This is a genomic window from Gemmata sp. (assembly GCF_051859125.1).
Classification (GTDB): Bacteria; Planctomycetota; Planctomycetia; order Gemmatales; family Gemmataceae; genus Gemmata.
This window is the reverse complement of the sequence record NZ_JBHYGG010000242.1, coordinates 1-20,167: the sequence shown is the minus strand read 5'-3', so window position 1 is coordinate 20,167 and position 20,167 is coordinate 1. Positions and strand designations below refer to the sequence as shown.

The following is a 20,167-nucleotide window of genomic DNA, read 5'->3' as shown; positions in this document are numbered from 1 at the left end:
CGCCTGTGGCTCCATTGACTTCTTTGCAACTCCCACACGAACCCTCGCAACTGACGCGGCGGCGTGTCCGCCCCGGCGGGGCGGTCGGGCCACGCCGCCAGCCCGTCGCCAGCCATGGGAACACGGCCGCGAACCTGCCGCGAGCGTTCCAGCGTTCCGTACTCAGTCCCGCCCAACCAACTTGGGGCGGTGCCTGGCCACCTTCGCAGAGGCCGTGTTTCGGAACGCTGGAACGCTCGCTCTCGTTTGGATGGCGGTGGTAGCGTGATCATCTGCCCGGCAACAACGCCGGGCGACGTGCAGGCGATCGGTGTCACTCAAGTCGAGGGGCTCGCCGCACACCGACAGGAGACGACAGCATGACGACGCGAATGAATCGGAACGGTACGGGGCCTCGACAGCACGCGACGCTGGCGCAGTTGCTTCCGGCCGAGTTAGACCCCAACCAGCCGGGGCCGGCACAGTTCTCGAACAAGCACCTCGAAGCCCTGGAGAAGAAGCTGCAACTCGTGCGGACCTTCACCCGTGCGGTGGCGGAGCACTTTATGACCGGCTTCTTCCTGTGGGGCAGCGGCGGGATCGGGAAGACGCACACGGTCACCCGCGAGCTGGCCGCCCTGGAGGCCAACTACAAGGTGTGGAACTCGCGGGTGACGGGCTGGGGGCTGATCAACAACCTGGAGAAGTACCCCAGCCACGTGCACCTGATCGAGGACGCGGAGAGCATGTACCGCGACCCGCGGGCGATCGGCGTCCTGCGGAGCGCGCTCGACGGCCAGCGGGGCGAGGCCGGCGGGCCGATCGAGCGGTGGGTGACGTGGAGCGGCGACAGTGCCGCGAAGAAGCCGAAGGAGGTGTTCTTCTCCGGCGGCATCATCATCCTCAGCAACTCGGAGTTGCCGTCGCACAAGCCCGAAGTGCAGGCCCTCAAGACGCGGCTCAAAACCCTCCAACTGGCCATGACCGACGAGGAGCTGCGCGCCCTGATGCGGAGCGTCAGCTCGAAGGGTTTTGTACTCAACGGGTACTCGATGACCCCGGAGCAGTGCGGCGAGGTCTGTGCGTGCGTCGAGGAGGAACTGCACGCCATGCGGTCGCCCCTGAGCATGCGTCTGCTCATCGACGGTGGGTTCCCCGCGTTCGTCCAGCACGCGATGGGGAACAGCGGTGTGCACTGGCGGGACGTCATCCGGGCGATCGTCCGCGAGCAGTCGCCCCAAGTGTTCACGCGGCCGGTGACGGTGCACAAGCCGCCGAGTCGTGCGGAACGCAAGGCGGAACACCAACAGATCGTGCGGGAGATCCTCGCGCAGGCAAAGGACTTTAAAGAGCAACTGCGGCTGTGGCGTGAGCGCACGGGCCTTGAGCAGAGCGCGTTCTACGCCCGCAAGGCCGAGGTCGAAGGAGCCTGAGACGATGTTCCGGCTTTCCGGGTTTCCGCGTTTCCGACTCACGATCCCAAAAGTCGGAAACGCGGAAACCCGGAGTTGCCCCTGCCGTGTACCGGCCGCCCAGTCCACGAACGAAGCAGCCAGGCTCACCACCCACTGTGCCTTGGCTTCGTCGCGGATTCGTCCCCAACACCCACGGTGCTCATGCCTATTGAAACTCACCAGCCCCATCCCTCATTGCTAGAGGCAACAATGACAAGTCGAGAACTGAACGCAACGGCCCTCAACGTAGGACCTGAGGTCCGCGTGGTGCCGGGGGTCGGGCGGCTGACCGTCCCCGACGATCACGCCGAACTCGTCGAACTGCTCTACCGGGCGACCCGCGACGCGACCGCGATCGGCGTCCTGTCGGACTGGCTGCGGGACCGGGGTGACGACCGGGCCGACCTGGCGGCGGACCTGGCTACCCCCGGCGTCGTCCCGGACGTCGTGCCCCGTGCGGGAGAGGAGATCCCGCTCGCGGCCGGGCGGGAGTGGTGTGCCGTCCGCCGGGTCAACGGCGTGCGGGGGCGGGTGTACCCCGGCACCCGTGGCCGCCGCGATCCGCTCGGTCACGGGCCAAGACGACGAATGGGGATGGGACCTGTCGCCTTATCGGTTGGCGTACCGCATTTCGGCGAAACGGCAAAGCAAGGAGAAGATTCGCTCGGCCCTGGACTGCTGCCGGGGGCGGTTCCTGTTTCCACTCTTCGGGCTCGACCGCTGGAAAGCGATCGCACTGCGGTCGCTGCGAGCCTCTCGCACAGTCCAGAAAGTGCCGTTGTACCTCTACTGCGCCGTGGCCCCGCCTGTCGGGGCACGCTGGCTTCGCGAACTGATGTGTTGTGACGCGGACCGCTTCCGGGCAATCATGCGGCACGATTTCATGCCCTACGTTCTCAAGAAACCAGAGTACGCGGAGTTCGCCGCAGTCGTGGACGGTGCCATCTCGACATCCGCAGATCACAGCGGCTAAAGGAATCTGCGAGGACATCGTCTCCCTTTTGAAGGCCGAGGGCGTGCCGCTGACCCCGGGGTTCGTCCAGTTGCTCCGAGATCGCCGCCACGGGTTGCGCGAGGCATGGGAGAAGGTGGTGCCCAACCGCGTCGGCCGCTGGGCCGCGGCGGGCTGGTACGACCAGCTGATGCCGCTCGCACGGGGCCGCATCTGTTGACCGCCGGGCGGGCCTTGGGATAGGCTGACCCGCTCGAAACCACCAATGAAGAACGCCGGCCGAGCTGTCTTTGGCGAGGTCGCTCGACCGGCGTTTCAGAGGAGTCAGTCGTGAGCGTACCCCATGACGGGGGTGGCGTCAAGAACGGCCACCCAAGCCCAAGACTCAAAAAGCGAATTTTGGATCGGCAGGCAGCGGTGCCTCGGGCGGTAAGCCGTGCCCCCCGGAGCCCCCGCCCGCCCCGGCCGTGGGCAACAAGCCGACCCGGCTCCCGCGGCAGTCCATCACCGTCAACACGCTGTCGGTGGACGAGGACGAGGACCGGCCCCCCGACTTCGTCCGAAGTAAGTACCAGCGAGTCGTCGGCGACGACCGACAGGGCACCTTCGCCCACGACTGGGTCGCCCTCGTCACCGGCACGAACAAGGCCGAGTATCTGGTGCTCGCCCGCATCGCGTCGTGGTTCGCCGAGTCGAAGAGCGGCAAGCCTTACGTCCGTGAGTTCTGGAATGATCGGTGGTGGCTATACAAATTTTACCGGGGCCTCGCCAAGGACGTGCGCGTGCTTACGCCCCACGAGGTGCGCTGGGCGGTCAGGTCGCTCACGAAGAAGGGCATCCTGATCACCGACTACGACCCGTCGCGGCGGAAGTTGAAGCTGTACCGCATCGACCCGGTGGTGGTCGCCGAACTGGAAGAGGCCGCCGAGCGGCGGATCGCAGAGGCGATGCGGAAGGGCCGGGACGTCGGCGGCGACGAAAACTGATCGGCGTGACAGTGCGAAATCGCACCGAGAGGGTGGCGTGGTACGCCGGGAGGGGGTGGCGTGGTACGCCAGGGGTGTGGCGTACCACGCCAGGGGGGTGGTGTGGTCCGCCAGTCCATCTAAGAGAGAATACCCAAGAGACTACAACCATGATGACCTTGAAGAGGAGAAACAGAACAGGGCTCCGGCTCCGCCGGGAGCCCGACCCAGTTCTCTCATGTCGAAGAATGAACTGCATTACCAACCCGACGGTGCGCTCGCCACGGTGCCATTCACCCGACGGCCCCCCGGTCCCCCGCTGGGGACCAGCGCAGTGCCCGGGAGCGCGCAGCCGCCAAACCGACCTCGTTCAGCACGCGACGCGGAGCATCTGCCCGACACTATCGGATCCTTCGGGCACCGACCGGCAGAGTCCTTCCCACTTACCACGATCCAAAAATCACTTTTGAGGACATACCTTGGCGACACGCAACATCACACCACCCGACCGGACGGTCGGCTTCCTGGCCTGGGTGTACCAGTTCGAGCGCGACCTGCTGGCGAAGAACTTCCCCGTCGGCGGCGACGGGTACAGGTTGCCCCCGTGCTGGCGGCCGGGCCACCCGGTCTGGCGGAAGCTCGCGACCTTCGCGCGCAACCACCGCATCGACCCGGCCCGCTACGTCCGCTGGTCGCTCGACGTCCCGCAGGTGGGCTACCCCCCGGAGGTGCCGGAGCCCAACCGCCTCTTGGAGCGCGCGCGGATGGAACGCTACGCGGCCGACCGGCCGAAGGTGCGCGGGCGCATCGCGGCGAAGTTCGCCCTGGAGAAGCGGGAGGCACGCACCATGATCCTGTGCCGACAGGGTGCGCACGGGGACGAACCCGCCGTCGCAAACCTGTTCACGGTAACGACCAGTTCCCTCGACCTGAGCCCGCTGTTCCGGTTCGCCCTGGCCCGCAGCATCGGCGGCGATCGCATGATGCGGGTGGCCGGCAAGTACGAGGACGAGGCCCTGTTCCAGTTCAGCCGCGACCCGGACGAGTACGGAGCGGCCTACGACAGCGACGACGCACTGCCGGACGGGTTCGCAGAGAAGGCGGCCCGGTTCTACGCCCAGATCATCGCGCAGCACGCCCGTGGGGTGGCGGAGGGGGTGAAGTCATGAAGTCACGCGACCAGACGTTCCAGTCCGCACTCAGCCCGACCCTCGCGCAGCATCACTTCGAGGAGGGCCGGGTGAAGATGGTCCTGGACGCGTTCGGGCTGGCCGACAAGAAGTGGGACCTGCTCGACGCCCACGAGCAGGAGTTCGGCTCCCGCCGGCTGACGTTCGCCGGGTTCCGCCAACTCTTCCCCACGTTCCCGGTCGTGCTGGACGCCCGGCACGTCGGTGGACTCGTGGATGCCGTCGAGCGGCGTGACCTGTTCCGCCGGCCCGGCAAGGTGTTCATGACCGACCTCTACCTGGAGGCGTACGCGACGCACGCGGACGAGGCCGGGGACCGCCCCGTCGCCCTGGTCCTGCCGTTCGGCAGGCTCCGCGGCGGGGTAGTTCTACACGACGGGGCGTTCCGATCCGGGAGCGACTGGTACACGTACGGGCTCGCCGACGGGCCGCCGCACCGGGTTGTTGTCGAGCCGTTCGCCCGGCTGCTCTCCCACCTGTCCGGGGGCGACTGGTCGCCGGGCTCCGAAGTTCCGGTCGCCCTGCCGGTCGCTCAACCCAGGCCGCCACTGGCGGCGGCGGTCCAGCCGTGGATGGTGCGACGCCTGGGCACCGGCCCGGCCATCGCCCTCGGCTGGTTGTACGCGGTCCTCGCGTCCGACGCGCCCCGTGACCGCAGTTGGGTCCGCCGCTCGGCGGGCGGCGGGCGGTACGTCGCCGCGTCGCAGGAGGAGATCGCGTCCGAGACGGGGCTGAGCCGCGACCAGGTCAAGAGCGGGATGCGAAGGCTCAGGCAGGAGGGGCTGATCATCTCCGACCGCGGCGACGGCGTCACGAACATCGTGATCGTGCCCCCGGATGCGGTGTGAGTTGAGGTGACGTTGCGCCGCGGTCGGCGCATCAGGCCCGGCGGGCTGCTGTTCGGGGTGGCTCGCCCGCATCCCCTTCGTCGTCGCGGAACTGGTGCCGCACGTGCCGGGCGGGGAGCCGCTCCCGCAGCTCCTCCGTCACGACCTCCTGGAGTGCGGCCACGGTGCGCCCCGCGGCCCGGACCTGCCGGGCGACGGCAACCGGCAGGTCAGCCAGAACGGCGTGCCCAGGGTTCTCCTCGCCGACGTCCACGTCGATCTCGGTCAGAAGCCGCCGCCACGCCTCGCACATGCCCTCGATCTGGATGAGTAGCCCGTTTGCGTCCTGTGGAACCCGCCGCTTCCGGCCCCCGGCCCGCCGGCTGCCGAACTTGGCCGCGATCTCCGACTCCAGCCTCGCGGTCGACCACGCCCCGCGGACCGCCGCACGCTGGAGGACGGGCCGCCGCGGCTTGGGCACCGTCAGCATCCTGACGAGGTGCGTCTTGCCGAACACCGGCAGGTCGTCGCCCTGGCCGGGCTGCACCTCGCGGATCAGGTCGCACAGCTCGCGGAGTTCGTCCGCGGTGTACCCGGCCGCCGGGTCGGCGAGTTGCCGGGCCTGCCGGGCGGCCTCTGCGCTCAGGCCGAGTTGCTCGCCGGCCACCTGCACGGTCCCCTGGTTGTATGCGTCGCGGTGCGACTGCTTGGGCGGCACCTTGCGGCCGGCGGCGTGTAGCTCCCGGATCGCACGGACGGCCTCCGCGACACGCCTGCCCCTCGCCGTACTCATCGCTTCCCCCTCGCAGGACCGTGGCTACCGGGCGTCGGACGTCAGTTGGTGGCGGCACGAGGACAGGATAGCACCCGACCGGCGGCGCGCGCCGGAGTGCATTTCGAGACCCCGGACGGTTCGCGGAGGTGAGTTCGCCCTCGGAAGGTGCTCCGTCGGTGGGGGCCGGGGGCGTTTGCAGCCGCAGAACGGCTCGTTCCCATTGCCCAACGACCCGCACGGAGGGTAGGTTTTAGCTGGAATGCACGACGGTTCGGGGCACGGCCGGAGCACGGCCGGCACGCGTGTGCACTACTCGTGCGATAGCTCGCACCGGCGACCCGGCCCGGTCGCCCCTCGCCCCAGGACTCCCCCTGGCGGTTCGAGCGGGTAACGCCAGGTATCAGCCCCGTGACCAAGCAGAGTACAAGAACTCGACAACCCCAGACCTCGAGGCAGACATGGACGTCATCGACGCCGGCACCTTCCCCCGCTACCCGGTCGCCTTCGAGGCCCTCGCCGGCATGTCGCCCGCCGCGTTTTCCGCACTTGTCGCGGAGGTCCGGCTCGCCCTCGACGACGCCGAGGAGGCCCGTCTGGACCGCCCCGACCGGCGGCGGGCTCCCGGGGGCGGGCGAAGGCCGCGGCTCCGCGTCGCCGACCGCCTCCTCCTCACCCTCATCAAGGCCCGGTTCCGGGCCGGGCCGGAGGTCGGGCTGATGTTCGGCGTCGGCACGGACACGACGAGACGCACCACGCGGCGGGTGCTGCCGCTCCTCCTGGCCTCGTCGGCGGGCGGCGTGGCGGTCGCGCTCGCACCCCGCGAGCGGCGGGAGCGGTTCCTGCGGGCCGTCCGGTGCCTCCCGAACGACGGCGGGACGGTGCAGTTGCTCGGCCGGGCGTGCGGCCTCTACATTGGCGTAGACGGCCGCGTGCACCCCCACAACCGGGTGACCGCCGCGTAGGTGTTGCGGGATGTGGAGTGACCCGCGGCCGTGAACCCGCGGCGGCCGGGACGTGTCCGACCCGTCTCCCGCCGTCCCACCGCCCTGGAGCCGACATGACCGATGCGTTCGCGGTCGAGTGGGTCGCGGCCTGGAACCGCCACGACCTCGACGCCGTCCTGACGCACGACGCCGACGACGTGGTGTTCACGCCCCCGTTCGGGGTGCGGCCGACCGGCGACGGGACGGTTCGCGGGACGGACGCCTTGCGGGACTACTTCGCCGCCGCCCTGAGCAAGTTCCCCGACTCGCACTTCCGCCTGCGGCACGCCCTCTCGGGCGTCAACAGCCTGGTCCTCGTGTACGACAGCGTCGAGGACCTGCCGGCCGCCGAGGCGTTCGAGTTCGACGCGCGTGGGAAGGTCGGTCGGGTGAACGGCCACTACGCTTGGACTGTCGCGGAGGCCCGCCCGTGACCCGCCTGCTGACCGGCATCCTGGTGTTCCCCGAGGTCGAGGTGCTCGACTTCTGCGGGCCGTTCGAGGTGTTCGCCGCCGTTCGGCGGGACGAGGCCCGGCGACGGGAGGGGCCATCGCCGTTTGATGTGCGGGTGATTGCCGAGGCCGCCGGGCCGGTGCCCGCATCCGGCGGGCTGCGGGTGCTGCCGGACCACGCGCTCGACGACTGTCCGCCGCTCGACCTGCTGGTGGTGCCCGGCGGGTGGGGAACCCGCCGGGAGGTGGACAACCCGCGGCTGATCGACTGGGTCCGCCGGCAGGCGGCCGGGGCGAGGCTGACGGCATCGGTCTGCACCGGGTCGTTCCTGCTCGGGGCGGCCGGGGTGCTCGACGGGAAGCGGGCGACGACCCACTGGAAGTCGCTCGACCGGATGCGGGCGGCGTTCCCCGGCGTGGCGGTCGAGGGCCGGCTGCACGTCGTGCGGGACGGGGCGGTGTGGACCTCGGCCGGGATCGCGGCCGGGATCGACCTGGCGTTGCGAGTGGTGGCCGAGGTCTGCGGGGAGGCGGTCGCACGGGCGACCGCGCCCCACATGGAGTACCCGTACCCGGAGGGGAACGACCGCCGGGTGCCGACCTGAGGGCCGGACGCGACGCGGTGCCAACCCGGCCACGTCTGCTGGCGGCGGTACTCGGTGGAACCCCGACCCGGAAGCGTAAACCTCGACCCGACCGTTTCGGTTTCCGACATTCCGCCATTCCGGTGATTGGCCCTGAAATTACGCCATAGCAATAATTTTCTTGTGTAGGTACAGCGGCTGGGGAGGCCCTGGGGCTGGTTTTCGCGATGATGCCACGGAAGGTCGCATCGGGATGGCGATTGGCCCTCCTGGAGCCTCCTAGGGGCCTCAAATCGCCCTCCGGCAGACGGTGCGATCCCGGCCCCCGGACCTCCCGGTGTTCCGAGGGCACTCTCCAAAACCACTTTTGAGTTTGGGCCCGATCCCGCGTGCCGTTCCTTCCCGGCCGTTGATGACCGCTCGGACAGTTAAGGCGATCTTCCCCTCCAGACTCTGCACGACCAGTTCGCCCTTCGCCCTGTGCGTCGGGATCTCCTTGCCGGCCAGAACCACCATGCGGACCACGGTGACGGCCTCGGTCTTCACCAGGGTCCGCGTCGGGGTCGTCGCAGTCCCGCAGGACCCTCATGCGGACCGACGTTCTCCGCACCGAGCCCCTCTGGCAAAGTGAAGGCTGCTTGCTTTTGCCGCACGCGTTCCTATGATTCCAGCTTCCCAACTCGCGTCTCGGACACTCCGGCGACATGGCCCTCGACATCCTGACAACTGCTGATCGACTCGTTAGCGCACGACCCCTGCCGGATCGCAGCCGCACCACATCCCCCGTGATCTCGTCGTTCCCGGCTCTGGACCGCCACTCGGCCGTCTCTCCACCCTAACCGTTGATGCCCGGTTCGCCCGGATGCGTGGCTGACGACTCCGTCGTCGTCCCCGGTTCGTTGTCGTCGGGTTTGCGCACCGGGCGGGTCGGCACGAGCACCCCGTCGTTCGTTTTGCCGCCGCCGGCAGAGCGTTCGTGTCGCTTTCCCCGCGGGCCTTCGCGGGGCAACGTATTCACCCGGTCCACCCACCCATCGTCCCCGCGGTCCGACCGCGACGGGACGTTCCGCGTGCTGCCTTCGGCGGGGTTTCCGATGCGATCGACCAGTGATGCCGGTGGGGACTGTCAACGAGGCGGTGGGGAGGAGGGACCGCCCGGCACCCTCGACCCGACCGTGCGGGACGAGGGGTCGCGGCGGCGGACGTTCGCCATCATCTCCCACCCGGACGCGGGCAAGACCACGCTCACCGAGAAGTTCCTGCTCTACGCCGGCCAGATCGACGTGGCCGGGGCCGTCCGCGGGCGAAAGACCCAGCGGGCGGTGGCGTCCGACTGGATGGACCTGGAGCGGGAGCGGGGCATCTCCATCTCCTCGACCGCCCTGAGCTTCCCCTACCAGGGCCGCGTCGTCAACTTGCTCGACACGCCCGGCCACCAGGACTTCAGCGAGGACACCTACCGGACCCTCGCCGCCGCCGACAGTGCCGTCATGGTGATCGACGCGGCCAAGGGGATCGAGACGCAGACCAGGAAGCTGTTCAAGGTGTGCTCGGTCCGGGGGGTCCCGATCCTGACCTTCATCAACAAGATGGACCGGCTGGGCCGCGACCCGATGAGCCTGCTGAGCGAGATCGAGCAGGTGCTGGGCATCGACGCGGTGCCGATGAACTGGCCGCTCGGCCTGGGGGACGAGTTCCGTGGCGTGTACGACCGGGGCCGCCGGTCGGCCCTGCTGTTCCGGCCCGCGGGCCACGGCTCCACGCAGGTGCCGACCGACGAACTCGACCTCGCCGCCGCCCTGGACGGCGGCCCGCCCGTGACGGCCCACCGCGTCCGACAGGAACTCGAACTCCTCGACGGGGCCGGCGTGCCGTTCGACCGCGAGCGGTTCCTCGCGGGCCGGATGACCCCGGTGTTCTTCGGCAGCGCGATGACCAACTTCGGCGTCGGGCCGTTCCTCGACGCGTTCCTGCGGCTGGCCCCGCCGCCCGGCCCGCGGAAGAGCGACCGGGGGCTGGTCCCGCCCGACCGCCGGGCGTTCGCCGGGCAGGTGTTCAAGATCCAGGCGAACCTGAACCCCCGGCACCGGGACCGGGTGGCGTTCGTGCGGGTGTGCTGCGGGCGGTTCGACCCGGAGGCCGACCTGACGCTGGCCCGCACGGGCGGCAAGTTCCGCATCAAGGGGTCGCACCGGCTGTTCGCCCGGGAGCGGGAGGCGATGGAGGAGGCGTACCCCGGCGACATCATCGGCCTGACCGACACCGGGGGGCTGCGGCTGGGCGACACACTCTGCGCGGGGCCGACGTGCCACTTCGAGGCGTTGCCGCAGTTCAGCCCGGAGTGCTTCGCCGCCGCTCGGTGCCCGGACACCGGGCGGCGGAAGCAGTTCACGGACGGCCTCCGGCAGTTGGCCGACGAGGGCGTGGTTCAGGTCTTCACCGACCGCGAGGCCGTCCGTGAACTCATCCTCGCCGCCGTGGGGGAGCTCCAGTTCGACGTGGTGAAGTTCCGGTTGGAGTCGGAGTACGGCGTCCGGGCCGAGATCGCCCCGCTCCCGTACCGGGCCGGGGCGTGGGTCGCGGCGTCCGCGGACGCCCTCGCGGTCCACGGCCTCGTCCGCAACATGAAGGTCGCGTTCGACCACCTGGGACGGGCCGTGGTGCTGGCCGAAGACCCTTTCAGCATCCGCTACCTGCAAAAACAGGAGCCGGGTCTCGGCCTCCTTTCGTTCGCGGACAACCTGTTCGCCCCCTCGGAGTGAGGGGCGAACCGACCCCGCACCGCGTTGAAGGGGCCCCTCGTTCGCCGCCCGCTGTTTCTGTTGTTCGCCATGGAGGTGGTTCGTGAAGGATCGCATCGGGTCGTGGTTTCCCAACGCCCAACTGGAGGTTCTGACCGGCCTCACGGTGGCCCTGGCCCTGGTCCCCGAGGCCATCGCGTTCGCGTTCGTCGCCAAAGTGGACCCGCTCGTGGGGCTGTTCGCGGCGGTCATCGTGTGCCTCACCACGTCCGTGCTGGGCGGGCGGCCGGGGATGATCTCCGGGGCCACCGGGGCGATGGCCGTCGTCATGACCGGCCTGGTCGTGCAGCACGGCGTCCACCACCTGTTCGCGGCGGTGATCCTGGCCGGGGTGTTCCAACTGGCGTTCGGCGTCATGCGGTGGGGCAAGTTCGTCCACCTGATCCCGCTGCCGGTGACGTTCGGGTTCGTCAACGGGCTGGCCCTGGTGATCGGCACGGCCCAACTCGAACAGTTCCGCACCGCCACCCCGGACGGCGGCAGTCAGTGGGTGCAGGGGCCGACCCTGTGGACGATGCTCGGGATCGTCGCGGGCGTGATGGCGGTGATGCACCTCCTGCCCAAGCTGACGAAAGCCGTCCCCGCCGGTCTGGTCGGGATCGCCGGGGCCACGCTCGCGGTCTGGGCGTTCGGGCTGGAAACCCGCGTCGTGGGCGACATCGCCCGGATCGCCGGCACCCTGCCCGCCCCGGCCCTGCCGGCCGTCCCGTGGGGCCTGGAGACGCTGAGGGTCGTCCTCCCGTACAGCGGCATCCTCGCCGCCATCGGGCTGATCGAGACGCTGATGACCCTCAACCTGATCGACGAGATGACCGAGACCCGGAGCCACCCGAACCGCGAGTGCGTGGCCCAGGGGGTCGCCAACGTCGCCGCCGGGTTGTGCGGCACGATGGGCGGGTGCGCGATGATCGGGCAGAGCATGATCAACATCAACTCCGGGGCGAGGCACCGGCTGTCCGGGGTCGCCGCGGCCCTGTTCCTGGCCGGGTTCATCCTCTTCGGGGCGGCCGTGATCGAACGCATCCCCCTGGCCGCACTGGTCGGGGTCATGTTCATGGTCGTGATCGGCACGTTCGAGTGGGCGACGTTCCGCACCCTGCGGCGGGTGCCGCGGTCGGACGCCTTCGTGATCCTGTTCGTGACCGTGGTGACGCTGGTGTCCGACCTGGCGGTCGCGGTCGTCCTCGGCGTCGTCGTGTCGGCCCTGGTGTTCGCGTGGGAGTCGGCCAAGAAGATCGAGGTAGAAGTGAAGGACCACGCGGACGGCAGCCGCGAGTACGACCTGCACGGGGCGTTGTTCTTCGCCAGCACGAACCGCTTCCGCAAGCTGTTCGACCCGGCCGGCGACCCGCAGGAGGTCGTCATCGACTTCGCGGACAGCCGGGTGTTCGACCACTCCGGCATCGAGGCCGTCCAGTGGGTGGCCGAGAGCTACCGGAAGCACGGCAAGAGCCTGCACCTGCGGCACCTGAGCGAGGACTGCCGGAAGCTCCTGCACGACGCCCGGGACATGGTGGAGGTGAACATCCACGAGGACCCGAAGTACAAGGTGGCCGACGACGAACTCGACTGACCCGGTGACGTCTGCCTGCTGCTTCGAGGGGCCGGCGACCTGCGTTCTCAGTCGGCCGGGTGCGATGGGGATACGCGACATGGCTGCGGGCGGTTCCAAACCGGTGATTTTCGCGGCCATCGCTGGTAACTTGGCGGTGGCGGTGGCGAAGTTTGTCGCGGCGTTCGTTACGGGCAGTGCAGCGATGATCTCGGAAGGCGTCCACTCACTCGTCGACACCGGAAACGGCTTGCTCCTCCTCTGGGGTGTCCGACAGGCGGCGAAGCCGCCCGACGACCGGCACCCGTTCGGGCGGGGCAAGGAACTGTACTTCTGGACGCTCATCGTGGCCGTGCTGATCTTCGCACTCGGCGGCGGCATTTCGATCTACGAGGGCATCAAGCACGTCCGACGCCCGGACCAGCAGACCAACTCGACCGTGAACGACGCCGTCCTGGGGTTCGCATTTCTCTTCGAGGGGGCCGCGTGGGTCGTCGCGTTCCGGGCGTTCCAGGAGCGCAAGGGGCGGAGGTCGTTCATCCAGGTCGTCCGCGAGGGCAAAGACCCGACCACCTTCACGGTCCTGTTCGAGGACAATCGACCGGATGGACAAGGCGATCCGAGCGGCCCACCCTGACGTCCGGCACCTCTTCGTGGAAGCCCAGTCCATCGCCGCCAAGGCCGATCAACACAGTTCCGGAGGGTAACAACTGATGTTCGGGATCGAACTGCTGGTCATGGCGGTGATGGTTCTCTTCAACAGCGTCTTCGCCGCGTTCGAGATCGCCCTGGCCTCCGTCACACTCGCCCGGCTCCACGTCCTCGTGGGAGAGGGCCGGAACGGGGCGAAGGCAGCGGCGTACATGAAGGAGAACATGGAGGGCAGCCTGGCCGGTGTGCAACTCGGGATCACCCTGGTCGGGGCCGTCGCGGCGGCGACCGGCGGGGCCGGGGCGGAAGAGCAACTGGCCCCGACGTACCAGCAGTGGCTCGGGGTGTCGGCGGGCGTGGCCGAGGTCATCGCCATCGCCACGGTCGTTCTGCCGCTGACGGTCGCAACCATCATCTTCGGGGAGTTGATTCCAAAAGTCTTCGCACTGCGGAACAAGGAGTGGGTCTGCCTGAAACTGTCGCCCCCGATGAAGTGGTTCGTGTCCCTGGTCCGGCCGGTCGTCTGGTGCCTCGAAACGACCGTCAGCACGCTGATGTCCTGGGTCGAGCGGCGACTCCAGGGGCGGATCGCCGGGCTGGAGAAGTCCGAGGGGGCGGAACTGCAAGAACTGCGTGCCAGTGCGGCCATCGCCCGGACCTCCCGCATGATCGGCACCCAGGAGGAGAAGATCATCCTGGGTGCCGCCGGGCTGTCCTCCCGCCCGGTGCGGGAGGTCATGCTCCCGGCGGGCGAGATCAGTGTGCTGGACGCGAACGCCCCCGTTGCCGAGTGCCTGATCGCCGCCCACCTCGACATGCACACCCGGTTCCCGCTGACCGAGCGGAAAGGCGACCCACAGAGCATCGTGGGGTACGTCAACTTCAAGGACATCGTGGCCCACATGCGGTTGGCCCCGCACAGCCCGACCGTGAGGGCGATCTCGCGGGCGATCCCGAGTTTCCCCGACGACACGCCCGTGTCCCGCTGTCTGGAGCGACTGATCCGCGATCACGTCCACATCGCCCTGATCCGCGACCGGCAGAACGCGGTCATCGGAATGGTGACGCTTGAGGACCTGCTCGAAGAACTGGTCGGAGAGATCGAGGACGAGTACGACCACCTGCCCGTCCACGCCGTCATCAGCGGGCGGGGCTGGGTGGTCGGTGGCGGCATTTCGCCGGATACGCTCCGCGGGGCGACCGGGATCGAGTTGCCCGTCGCGGACGGGCAGGAGCCGCTGCGGCACCTGAGTGACTGGGTTGGCAGGCAACGGACACAGCCGTTACGGGGCGGCGAGGTCATCGAGAAGGACGGAATACGGGTCGTGGTCCGCAAGGTGCGACGGCACAAGGTTCTGGAAGCCCAAATCGAGAAACGATCCCGCTGACGGTTCCCTGGCCGGGAGCCGCACCGTGGCCGCCCCGCTCGTGGTCGTCGACGCGTACGAGCACGCGTTCTCCGTCGACTACCGGAACAACAGGGCCGAGTACGTCGAGACGTTCCTCACGTTCGCCGACTGGGCCGAGGCCGAGAAGCGGTACCGGGCGGTGGTCAAGGGCTGACCGTGTGGCCGGGCGTCGATCGGCGTCACTTGGCCCCCGCCGCGACGGTGCAGACGACGCGGAACCCGATGTTGTCGCCCTTGGTGCCGGGCGAGCCGGGGTCGTGGGCGACGGCGGTGCAGTGGAACGCCCCCGACCGCCACGACCCGCCCCGCATCACCGGGTCGCGGGCCTCGCCCGTGGCCTCGTCGGTGCGGCGGTCGCCGCACCACTCCCACACGTTTCCCAGCGTGTCGTGCAGGCCCCACGCGTTGGGCGGCAACTTGCCCACGGGCTGTCGCCCGCGGCCCTTCGCCTCATTCTTCGGGTTGGGCGTGTAGGTGGCGTTGAACCACGAGAACTTCGCCTGCTCCTTGTCCGTCTCGCCGAAGTGGCGGGACGTGGAAGTACCGGCCCGTGCCGCCCACTCCCACTGGGCTTCGGTGGGGAGCGCGTACATGCGCCCCGCCTTCTTCTCGTCGTCCTGGGCCGACAGCCACGCGCAGAACGCCCTCGCGTCGTCCCAGCTCACCATCGCGGCCGGGCGATCGTCCTCGTTGAACTCGTCGTCGGCCCCCTCGACGTTGTGCCCCGCCTTGAACTTCCGGTACTGGCCGAGCGTGACCTCGGTGACGCCCGCGTGGAACGGCTTCGCCAGCGTGACGCGGTACGTGCTGCCGTTCGGCCCCATCTCGAAGTTGCCCGGCGGGACCAGCACCAGCTTCATCCCGACGGAGTTGGTCACCTCCCTCGGCAGCCCGGCCGCCTTCGCGTAGTCGTCCCGGAACGTCTTCGCCTGCTCCTCGCCGAACGGAAACCGCGGGGCCTGGGGCAGCTTCGGCTTGTCGTCGGCCGGGGCAACGCTCGCCGGGACGAAACACGTCGCGAGTGCCGCGCAAGCCGGAACGACGTACGCGACCCAGCGGCCTGGGGACGGCATGACGGCGACTCCGGTGCGAGGGCGAGTGGAAGTGAGACAGTTTACGGTCGGACGGAACGCCGCACACGCAACCTCTGGGTGTTGGCGTGTACGCCTCGCCCCCGCCCGGCCGTGTCGGATGGACGTGGCGTCGACGTCCCGTGCCGGCAGGTGTGGTCATGGTCGAGAACGAGCCGTTCGCTCCCCGACGCGAACTCGGTCGGACCGGGTTCGTCGCAACCGCCCTGGGCATCGGCGACCTGGCCGACCGCGGCGTGCCGATCGAGACGTGCGTGGCCAAGGAACGCCGGGCCATCGACGCCGGGTTGAACGTGATCGACACGGCCCCGAATTACGAGGACGGGTACTCCGAGGAAATCGTCGGCCGGACGGTCCGGGAACGGCCGCGGGACTCGGTGTTCGTGATCGACAAGGTCGACCACCACGACCGGCCGGTCGGCCCGCAGATCGACGCTTCCCTCGCCCGGCTCGGACTCGGCCACGCCGACCTGTTCGTGTTCCACGGGCTGTCCGCGATGGACGCGTTCGACCGCCTGAGCGGGCCGGGCGGCGGGTTCGACCAACTGGCCGACGCGGTGCGGGCCGGGAGGTGCCGGTTCCGCGGGGTCTCGTCGCACAGCCCGGAGGTCCTGCGTGCGGCCCTCGACGCGGGCGTGTGCGACGTGGTCCTGTTCCCGGTCGGGCCGTTCGTGGACACGCGGTACGTGACCGAGGTCTTGCCGCTGGCGAAGTCGCTCGGCGTCGGGACGGTGTGCTTCAAGGCGTTCGGTGCCGGCAAGTTGGTGGGCGACACCAGCGGGTACAACCAGCCGCTCAAGGCCCGGCCGCGGGGCAAGCCGTCGAGCGGCGGGTCCGACGAGAGCGAGGCCGCCCTGCCGCGGCTGTTCCGGTCGTTCGAGCAGGCCGATCAGGGGCTGGCCCGGACGAAGGGCGGGCTCGGTCTGGGGTGGCGGTGGCCCGGGGGCTGGTCGAACTGCACGGCGGCACCGTTGACGGGCGACGGTCCCGCCCGCTGGAGCGTGCTCGCCGGGCATTCTCTGGCGTCGGGGCGTCGAATGGTGATAATGTTACCGTTCCCGGCCGAAACGCCGCAGGTTGGAGCGTGCGGCCGGGCCAATGAGGAAGCCCGATGCCGGAGTTCAACCCACTGCGACGGGGCGGGGACGCGGACGCGGCCCACGAGGGCGAGGAGCGGTTCCGGGCCACGTTCGAGCAGGCGGCGGTCGGGATCGCCCACGTCCGCCCGGACGGGCGGTGGCTGCGGGTCAACCGGAAGCTGTGCGACATCCTGGGCTACGGCCACGACGAGTTGCTGGGCCTGACCTTCCAGGACATCACCCACCCCGCCGACCTCGCCGCCGACCTCGCCCACGTCGAGCGGCTCCTGGCCGGCGACATCCCGACCTACGCGATGGAGAAGCGGTACGTCCGCAAGGACCGGTCGCCCGTCTGGGTCAACCTGACCGTCTCGCTCGCCCGCACGCCCCGGGGCCGGCCGGACTACTTCATCTCGGTCGTGGAGGACATCTCCCCCAGGAAGGACGCCGAGGAGCAGGCCCGCACGCTGGCCGACGCGATCCCGCACCTGTGCTGGACGGCCGACCCGGACGGCCACATCGTGTGGTACAACCGCCGCTGGGTCGAGTACACCGGCCGGGGGCACGAGCAGATGAAGGGGCTCCGGTGGGTGCCCGTGCTCGACGCCGCCGTGCAGCCGAGGGTGCTGGACCGGTGGCTGGGGTGCATCGCCACCGGCCGGCCGTTCGACATGGAGTTCCCGATCCGGGGCCGGGACGGCGAGTTCCGCCACTTCCTCACCCGGGCCGAGCCGGTCCGGGACGGCGGCGGGCGGGTCGTCCGGTGGTTCGGGACGGGCACGGACATCACGGCCCGGGTCCGGGCCGAGCAGGCGTTGGGGGAGGCCGACCGCCGCAAGGACGAGTTCCTGGCGACCCTGGCCCACGAGTTGAGGAACCCGCTCGCCCCGATCCGCAACGCCCTGCAGATCCTCCGGCTCTCCCCCGCCCGGGACGTGCAGGACCGGGTACACGCCCTCATGCACCGGCAACTGGATCAGGTGGTGCGGCTGGTCGATGACCTGCTGGACGTGAGCCGCATCTCGACCGGCAAGCTCGAACTCCGCACGGAGCGGGTGCCGCTGCGGGCGGTCCTCGACCGGGCGATGGAGGCGAGCGGCCCGCTGATCGACCAGATGGGCCACGAGCTGACCGTGTCCGCCCCGGGCCAGACGCTCACGGTCGATGCCGACCCGGCCCGGCTGGGGCAGGTGTTCTGCAACCTGCTCAACAACGCCGCCAAGTACATGGACCGGGGCGGTCGCATCTGGCTGGCCGTCGAGCGGCAGGGGAGCGACGCGGTGGTGTCGGTCCGGGACGCCGGGGTCGGGATCGCCGCCGACCAGCTGCCCCACATCTTCCAGATGTTCTCGCAGGTCGAGGGTTCGCTGGACAAGTCACAGGGCGGGCTGGGGATCGGGCTGACGCTGGTCAAGCGGCTGGTCGAGATGCACGGCGGGCGGATCGAGGCCCGCAGCGACGGGCCGGGCCGGGGGTCGGAGTTCGTCGTGCGGCTGCCGGTCGTCGTGGAGGCGTCCGGGCCGCTGGCCCCCGTGGGGCCGGAGCCGCCCGCCCCCCGGTCGTCGCTCCGCATCCTGGTCGTGGACGACAACCGGGACGCCGCCGAGAGCGTGGGGATGCTCCTGCGGATCATGGGCAACGACATCCGCACGGCCCACGACGGGCAGGCCGGGGTGGACCTGGCCGGGGTGTTCCGGCCGGACGTGGTGCTCCTGGACATCGGGCTGCCGCGGTTGAACGGGTACGAGGCGTGCCGCCGCATCCGGGGGCAGCCGTGGGGGGCGGGGGTCGTGCTCATCGCGGTGACGGGCTGGGGGCAGGAGGGCGACCGCCGCCGGTCGCACGAGGCCGGGTTCGACCACCACATGGTCAAGCCGGTGGACCCGCACACCCTGATGAAGCTGCTGGAGGGACTGTCGGCGGCGAAGAAGTGACGGCCACCGGGGCTGGCGAGGAGCGAACTCTTACCGGAGGAGTGCCGGCATGACGCCGATGGCGGCCGTGATCCCGGACGTGATCTGCCCGCGGTGCTGGATCGGCAAGCGGCGGCTGGAGAAGGCGGTCGCGGCTGTCGCCGGGAAGCACGATGTCGTCGTCCGGTGTCACCCGTTCCAGTTGAACCCGCACATGCCCCCGCGAGGGGATCGCGCGGCGGGCGTACCGGACCGCCAAGTTCGGAAGCCAGGAGCGGTCGCTCGAACTCGACGCCAAGCTGGTGGCGGTCGGGGCCGGCGAGGGCATCACCTTCGCCTTCGACAAGATCGAGCGGACGCCGAACCCCTCGACGCCCACCGGCTGATCCGGCTGGCCGGGGTCGCCGTCGGGGACGAGGTGGTCCCGGCCGCGCACGTGGTCCTGGCGACCGCCCTGTGGCCGGCCCAGGAACCGATCCGGGCCGCCCTCCCGGGCCACCCGTGGTTCGCCCCGATGCTGTCGCTGGAGACGCCGTCCGCGGTGACCCTCCAACTGGAGTTGGACGGCCCGGCCCTGCCGGCGGACCGGACGAACTTCTCGCCCACCGCGGCGTGATGCTTCGCCGAGCAGTCGCGGACGACGTTCACCCACGCCCCGGGGCGGCTGTCGGTCATTCTCTACCCGCCCGGCGAGTTCCTCCGCATGGAGGACGGGAAGATCCTGGAGCGGGCGGCGGTGGAACTCGACCGGATCGGGGTCCGGCTGGCCGGGCGGGTGCGGGCGTACCGGGCGGTCCGCCACCCGCACGACTTCTACGCCCTGCGGCCGGGGTCGGAGGCCCTGCGGCCGACCCCGGCGACGCCGGTGCCGGGGGTGTCCCTGGCCGGGGACTACACGAAGCAGCCGTGGGTGGCCAGCATGGAGGGGGCGGTCGTGTCCGGCGAGCGGGCGGCCGCGTCGGCACTGGCGGCCCACGCCCGCCCCTGACCCGGGCACGTCTCGCCGGGCGGCCTGCGGCCCGGTCCGAACTCGGCGTCACTCACCTTCGCCTCGGACGGGACGGTCGTGACCGAACGTGAATGATTCGCCCCCATCGGGAACTCGGCCGCACCGGGTTCGTCGCCCCCGCTCCCGGCATCGGCGACCTGGCCGACCGAGCGGTGCCGGCCGAGACGTGCGTGGCAACGGCCCGCCGGGCACTCGACGCCGGGCTGAACGTGATCGACACGACCCCTGTCAGTCGGTCCGCAGATCGGCGGCTCGCCCGCCTCGGCCACGCCGACGCGTTCGTGTTTCACGGCCTGTCGTCGCTCGCAGTGTTCAGGGCCTCCTCGCCGGACCCGGCGTTGACGAGGTCGAGGCCCGGGTCGCCCAGGACCGCCCCCAGGGCGAGGAGGTTGGACGGGTGGTCGTCCACCAGTAGGACGCCCGCCCGCGGCCCGGCCGGGCCGCCGGTCACGGGCGGGGGTAGGGCTTACGCACTATGCGTGGAGAGTCCTTGGAGTACTT

Annotated in this window: 21 protein-coding genes; 18 read left to right on the top strand and 3 right to left on the bottom strand. The window is 70.0% G+C overall.

Translation table 11 applies throughout. The features are described 5' to 3' along the window. The first annotated feature begins 359 nt into the window (after window positions 1–359). The 6 genes from ACTIGN_RS19880 to ACTIGN_RS19855 all read left to right on the top strand — a co-directional run bounded on the left by ACTIGN_RS19880 (window position 360) and on the right by ACTIGN_RS19855 (window position 5,388). Entirely contained in the window at window positions 360–1,412 is a 1,053-nt protein-coding gene (locus ACTIGN_RS19880; RefSeq protein WP_439627010.1) for a hypothetical protein, read from the top strand. 568 nt (window positions 1,413–1,980) lie between these two features. Next, the gene (locus ACTIGN_RS19875; protein ID WP_439627008.1) at window positions 1,981–2,406 is read left to right on the top strand and encodes a hypothetical protein; all 426 of its coding nucleotides are present in this window, start codon (window positions 1,981–1,983) and stop codon (window positions 2,404–2,406) included. A gap of 43 nt (window positions 2,407–2,449) precedes the next feature. Next, window positions 2,450–2,605 (top strand): hypothetical protein, encoded by a 156-nt coding sequence (locus ACTIGN_RS19870; RefSeq protein WP_439627006.1) that lies wholly within the window; start codon window positions 2,450–2,452, stop codon window positions 2,603–2,605. Window positions 2,606–2,852: 247 nt separating this feature from the next. Continuing rightward, complete coding sequence (locus tag ACTIGN_RS19865) at window positions 2,853–3,371, top strand: hypothetical protein (RefSeq protein ID WP_439627004.1); 519 nt, start codon at window positions 2,853–2,855, stop codon at window positions 3,369–3,371. Window positions 3,372–3,829: 458 nt separating this feature from the next. Then, window positions 3,830–4,519 carry a hypothetical protein gene (locus ACTIGN_RS19860; RefSeq protein WP_439627002.1) on the top strand — a complete coding sequence of 230 codons (690 nt, stop codon included), beginning with the start codon at window positions 3,830–3,832 and terminating at the stop codon, window positions 4,517–4,519. Next, on the top strand, window positions 4,516–5,388 hold the full coding sequence (locus ACTIGN_RS19855) for a hypothetical protein (RefSeq protein ID WP_439627000.1): 873 nt from the start codon (window positions 4,516–4,518) through the stop codon (window positions 5,386–5,388). Before ACTIGN_RS19860 ends, ACTIGN_RS19855 begins: the two co-directional genes overlap by 4 nt. Window positions 5,389–5,419: 31 nt before the next feature. Here ACTIGN_RS19855 and ACTIGN_RS19850 read toward each other — a convergent pair whose 3' ends face one another. Further along, a complete protein-coding gene (locus ACTIGN_RS19850) occupies window positions 5,420–6,160 on the bottom strand; it encodes a hypothetical protein (RefSeq protein ID WP_439626998.1) in 741 nt (246 codons plus the stop codon). Between the two features lie 440 nt (window positions 6,161–6,600). On the opposite strand from ACTIGN_RS19850, the gene ACTIGN_RS19845 reads away from it, so the two are divergent. The 8 genes from ACTIGN_RS19845 to ACTIGN_RS19810 all read left to right on the top strand — a co-directional run bounded on the left by ACTIGN_RS19845 (window position 6,601) and on the right by ACTIGN_RS19810 (window position 14,728). Then, the gene (locus ACTIGN_RS19845) at window positions 6,601–7,104 is read left to right on the top strand and encodes a hypothetical protein (protein ID WP_439626996.1); all 504 of its coding nucleotides are present in this window, start codon (window positions 6,601–6,603) and stop codon (window positions 7,102–7,104) included. Window positions 7,105–7,199: 95 nt separating this feature from the next. After that, a complete protein-coding gene (locus ACTIGN_RS19840) occupies window positions 7,200–7,559 on the top strand; it encodes a nuclear transport factor 2 family protein (protein WP_439626994.1) in 360 nt (119 codons plus the stop codon). After that, the gene (locus ACTIGN_RS19835; protein ID WP_439626992.1) at window positions 7,556–8,182 is read left to right on the top strand and encodes a DJ-1/PfpI family protein; all 627 of its coding nucleotides are present in this window, start codon (window positions 7,556–7,558) and stop codon (window positions 8,180–8,182) included. The genes ACTIGN_RS19840 and ACTIGN_RS19835 overlap by 4 nt, the downstream gene beginning before the upstream one ends. 1,073 nt (window positions 8,183–9,255) lie before the next feature. Then, window positions 9,256–10,923, top strand: a complete 1,668-nt coding sequence (locus ACTIGN_RS19830) for a peptide chain release factor 3 (protein WP_439626990.1) — start codon at window positions 9,256–9,258, stop codon at window positions 10,921–10,923. An 82-nt stretch (window positions 10,924–11,005) separates the two neighbouring features. Further along, window positions 11,006–12,535, top strand: coding sequence for a SulP family inorganic anion transporter (locus ACTIGN_RS19825; RefSeq protein WP_439626988.1), 1,530 nt, complete (start codon window positions 11,006–11,008; stop codon window positions 12,533–12,535). A 142-nt stretch (window positions 12,536–12,677) separates the two neighbouring features. Next, the gene (locus ACTIGN_RS19820) at window positions 12,678–13,151 is read left to right on the top strand and encodes a cation diffusion facilitator family transporter (RefSeq protein WP_439626986.1); all 474 of its coding nucleotides are present in this window, start codon (window positions 12,678–12,680) and stop codon (window positions 13,149–13,151) included. Between the two features lie 76 nt (window positions 13,152–13,227). Then, window positions 13,228–14,553, top strand: a complete 1,326-nt coding sequence (locus ACTIGN_RS19815; protein ID WP_439626984.1) for a hemolysin family protein — start codon at window positions 13,228–13,230, stop codon at window positions 14,551–14,553. A 25-nt stretch (window positions 14,554–14,578) separates the two neighbouring features. Beyond that, window positions 14,579–14,728, top strand: a complete 150-nt coding sequence (locus ACTIGN_RS19810) for a Fe-Mn family superoxide dismutase (RefSeq protein ID WP_439626982.1) — start codon at window positions 14,579–14,581, stop codon at window positions 14,726–14,728. Window positions 14,729–14,753: 25 nt separating this feature from the next. Here the strand turns inward: ACTIGN_RS19810 and ACTIGN_RS19805 are convergent, their stop codons facing one another. Then, window positions 14,754–15,647, bottom strand: a complete 894-nt coding sequence (locus tag ACTIGN_RS19805; RefSeq protein WP_439626980.1) for a formylglycine-generating enzyme family protein — start codon at window positions 15,645–15,647, stop codon at window positions 14,754–14,756. Window positions 15,648–15,805: 158 nt separating this feature from the next. On the opposite strand from ACTIGN_RS19805, the gene ACTIGN_RS19800 reads away from it, so the two are divergent. The 4 genes from ACTIGN_RS19800 (at window position 15,806) to ACTIGN_RS19785 (ending at window position 19,645) form a co-directional block, all read left to right on the top strand. Continuing rightward, a complete protein-coding gene (locus ACTIGN_RS19800) occupies window positions 15,806–16,969 on the top strand; it encodes an aldo/keto reductase (protein ID WP_439626978.1) in 1,164 nt (387 codons plus the stop codon). Further along, window positions 16,876–18,678 (top strand): PAS domain S-box protein, encoded by a 1,803-nt coding sequence (locus tag ACTIGN_RS19795; RefSeq protein ID WP_439627054.1) that lies wholly within the window; start codon window positions 16,876–16,878, stop codon window positions 18,676–18,678. The genes ACTIGN_RS19800 and ACTIGN_RS19795 overlap by 94 nt, the downstream gene beginning before the upstream one ends. 49 nt (window positions 18,679–18,727) lie before the next feature. Continuing rightward, window positions 18,728–19,273: a DsbA family protein gene (locus tag ACTIGN_RS19790; RefSeq protein WP_439626976.1), complete on the top strand. Its 546-nt coding sequence runs from the start codon at window positions 18,728–18,730 to the stop codon at window positions 19,271–19,273. Window positions 19,274–19,360: 87 nt separating this feature from the next. Next, entirely contained in the window at window positions 19,361–19,645 is a 285-nt protein-coding gene (locus ACTIGN_RS19785; RefSeq protein ID WP_439626974.1) for an FAD-dependent oxidoreductase, read from the top strand. Between the two features lie 307 nt (window positions 19,646–19,952). Here the strand turns inward: ACTIGN_RS19785 and ACTIGN_RS19780 are convergent, their stop codons facing one another. Beyond that, a complete protein-coding gene (locus tag ACTIGN_RS19780) occupies window positions 19,953–20,117 on the bottom strand; it encodes a hypothetical protein (RefSeq protein ID WP_439626972.1) in 165 nt (54 codons plus the stop codon). Window positions 20,118–20,167: the final 50 nt, after the last annotated feature.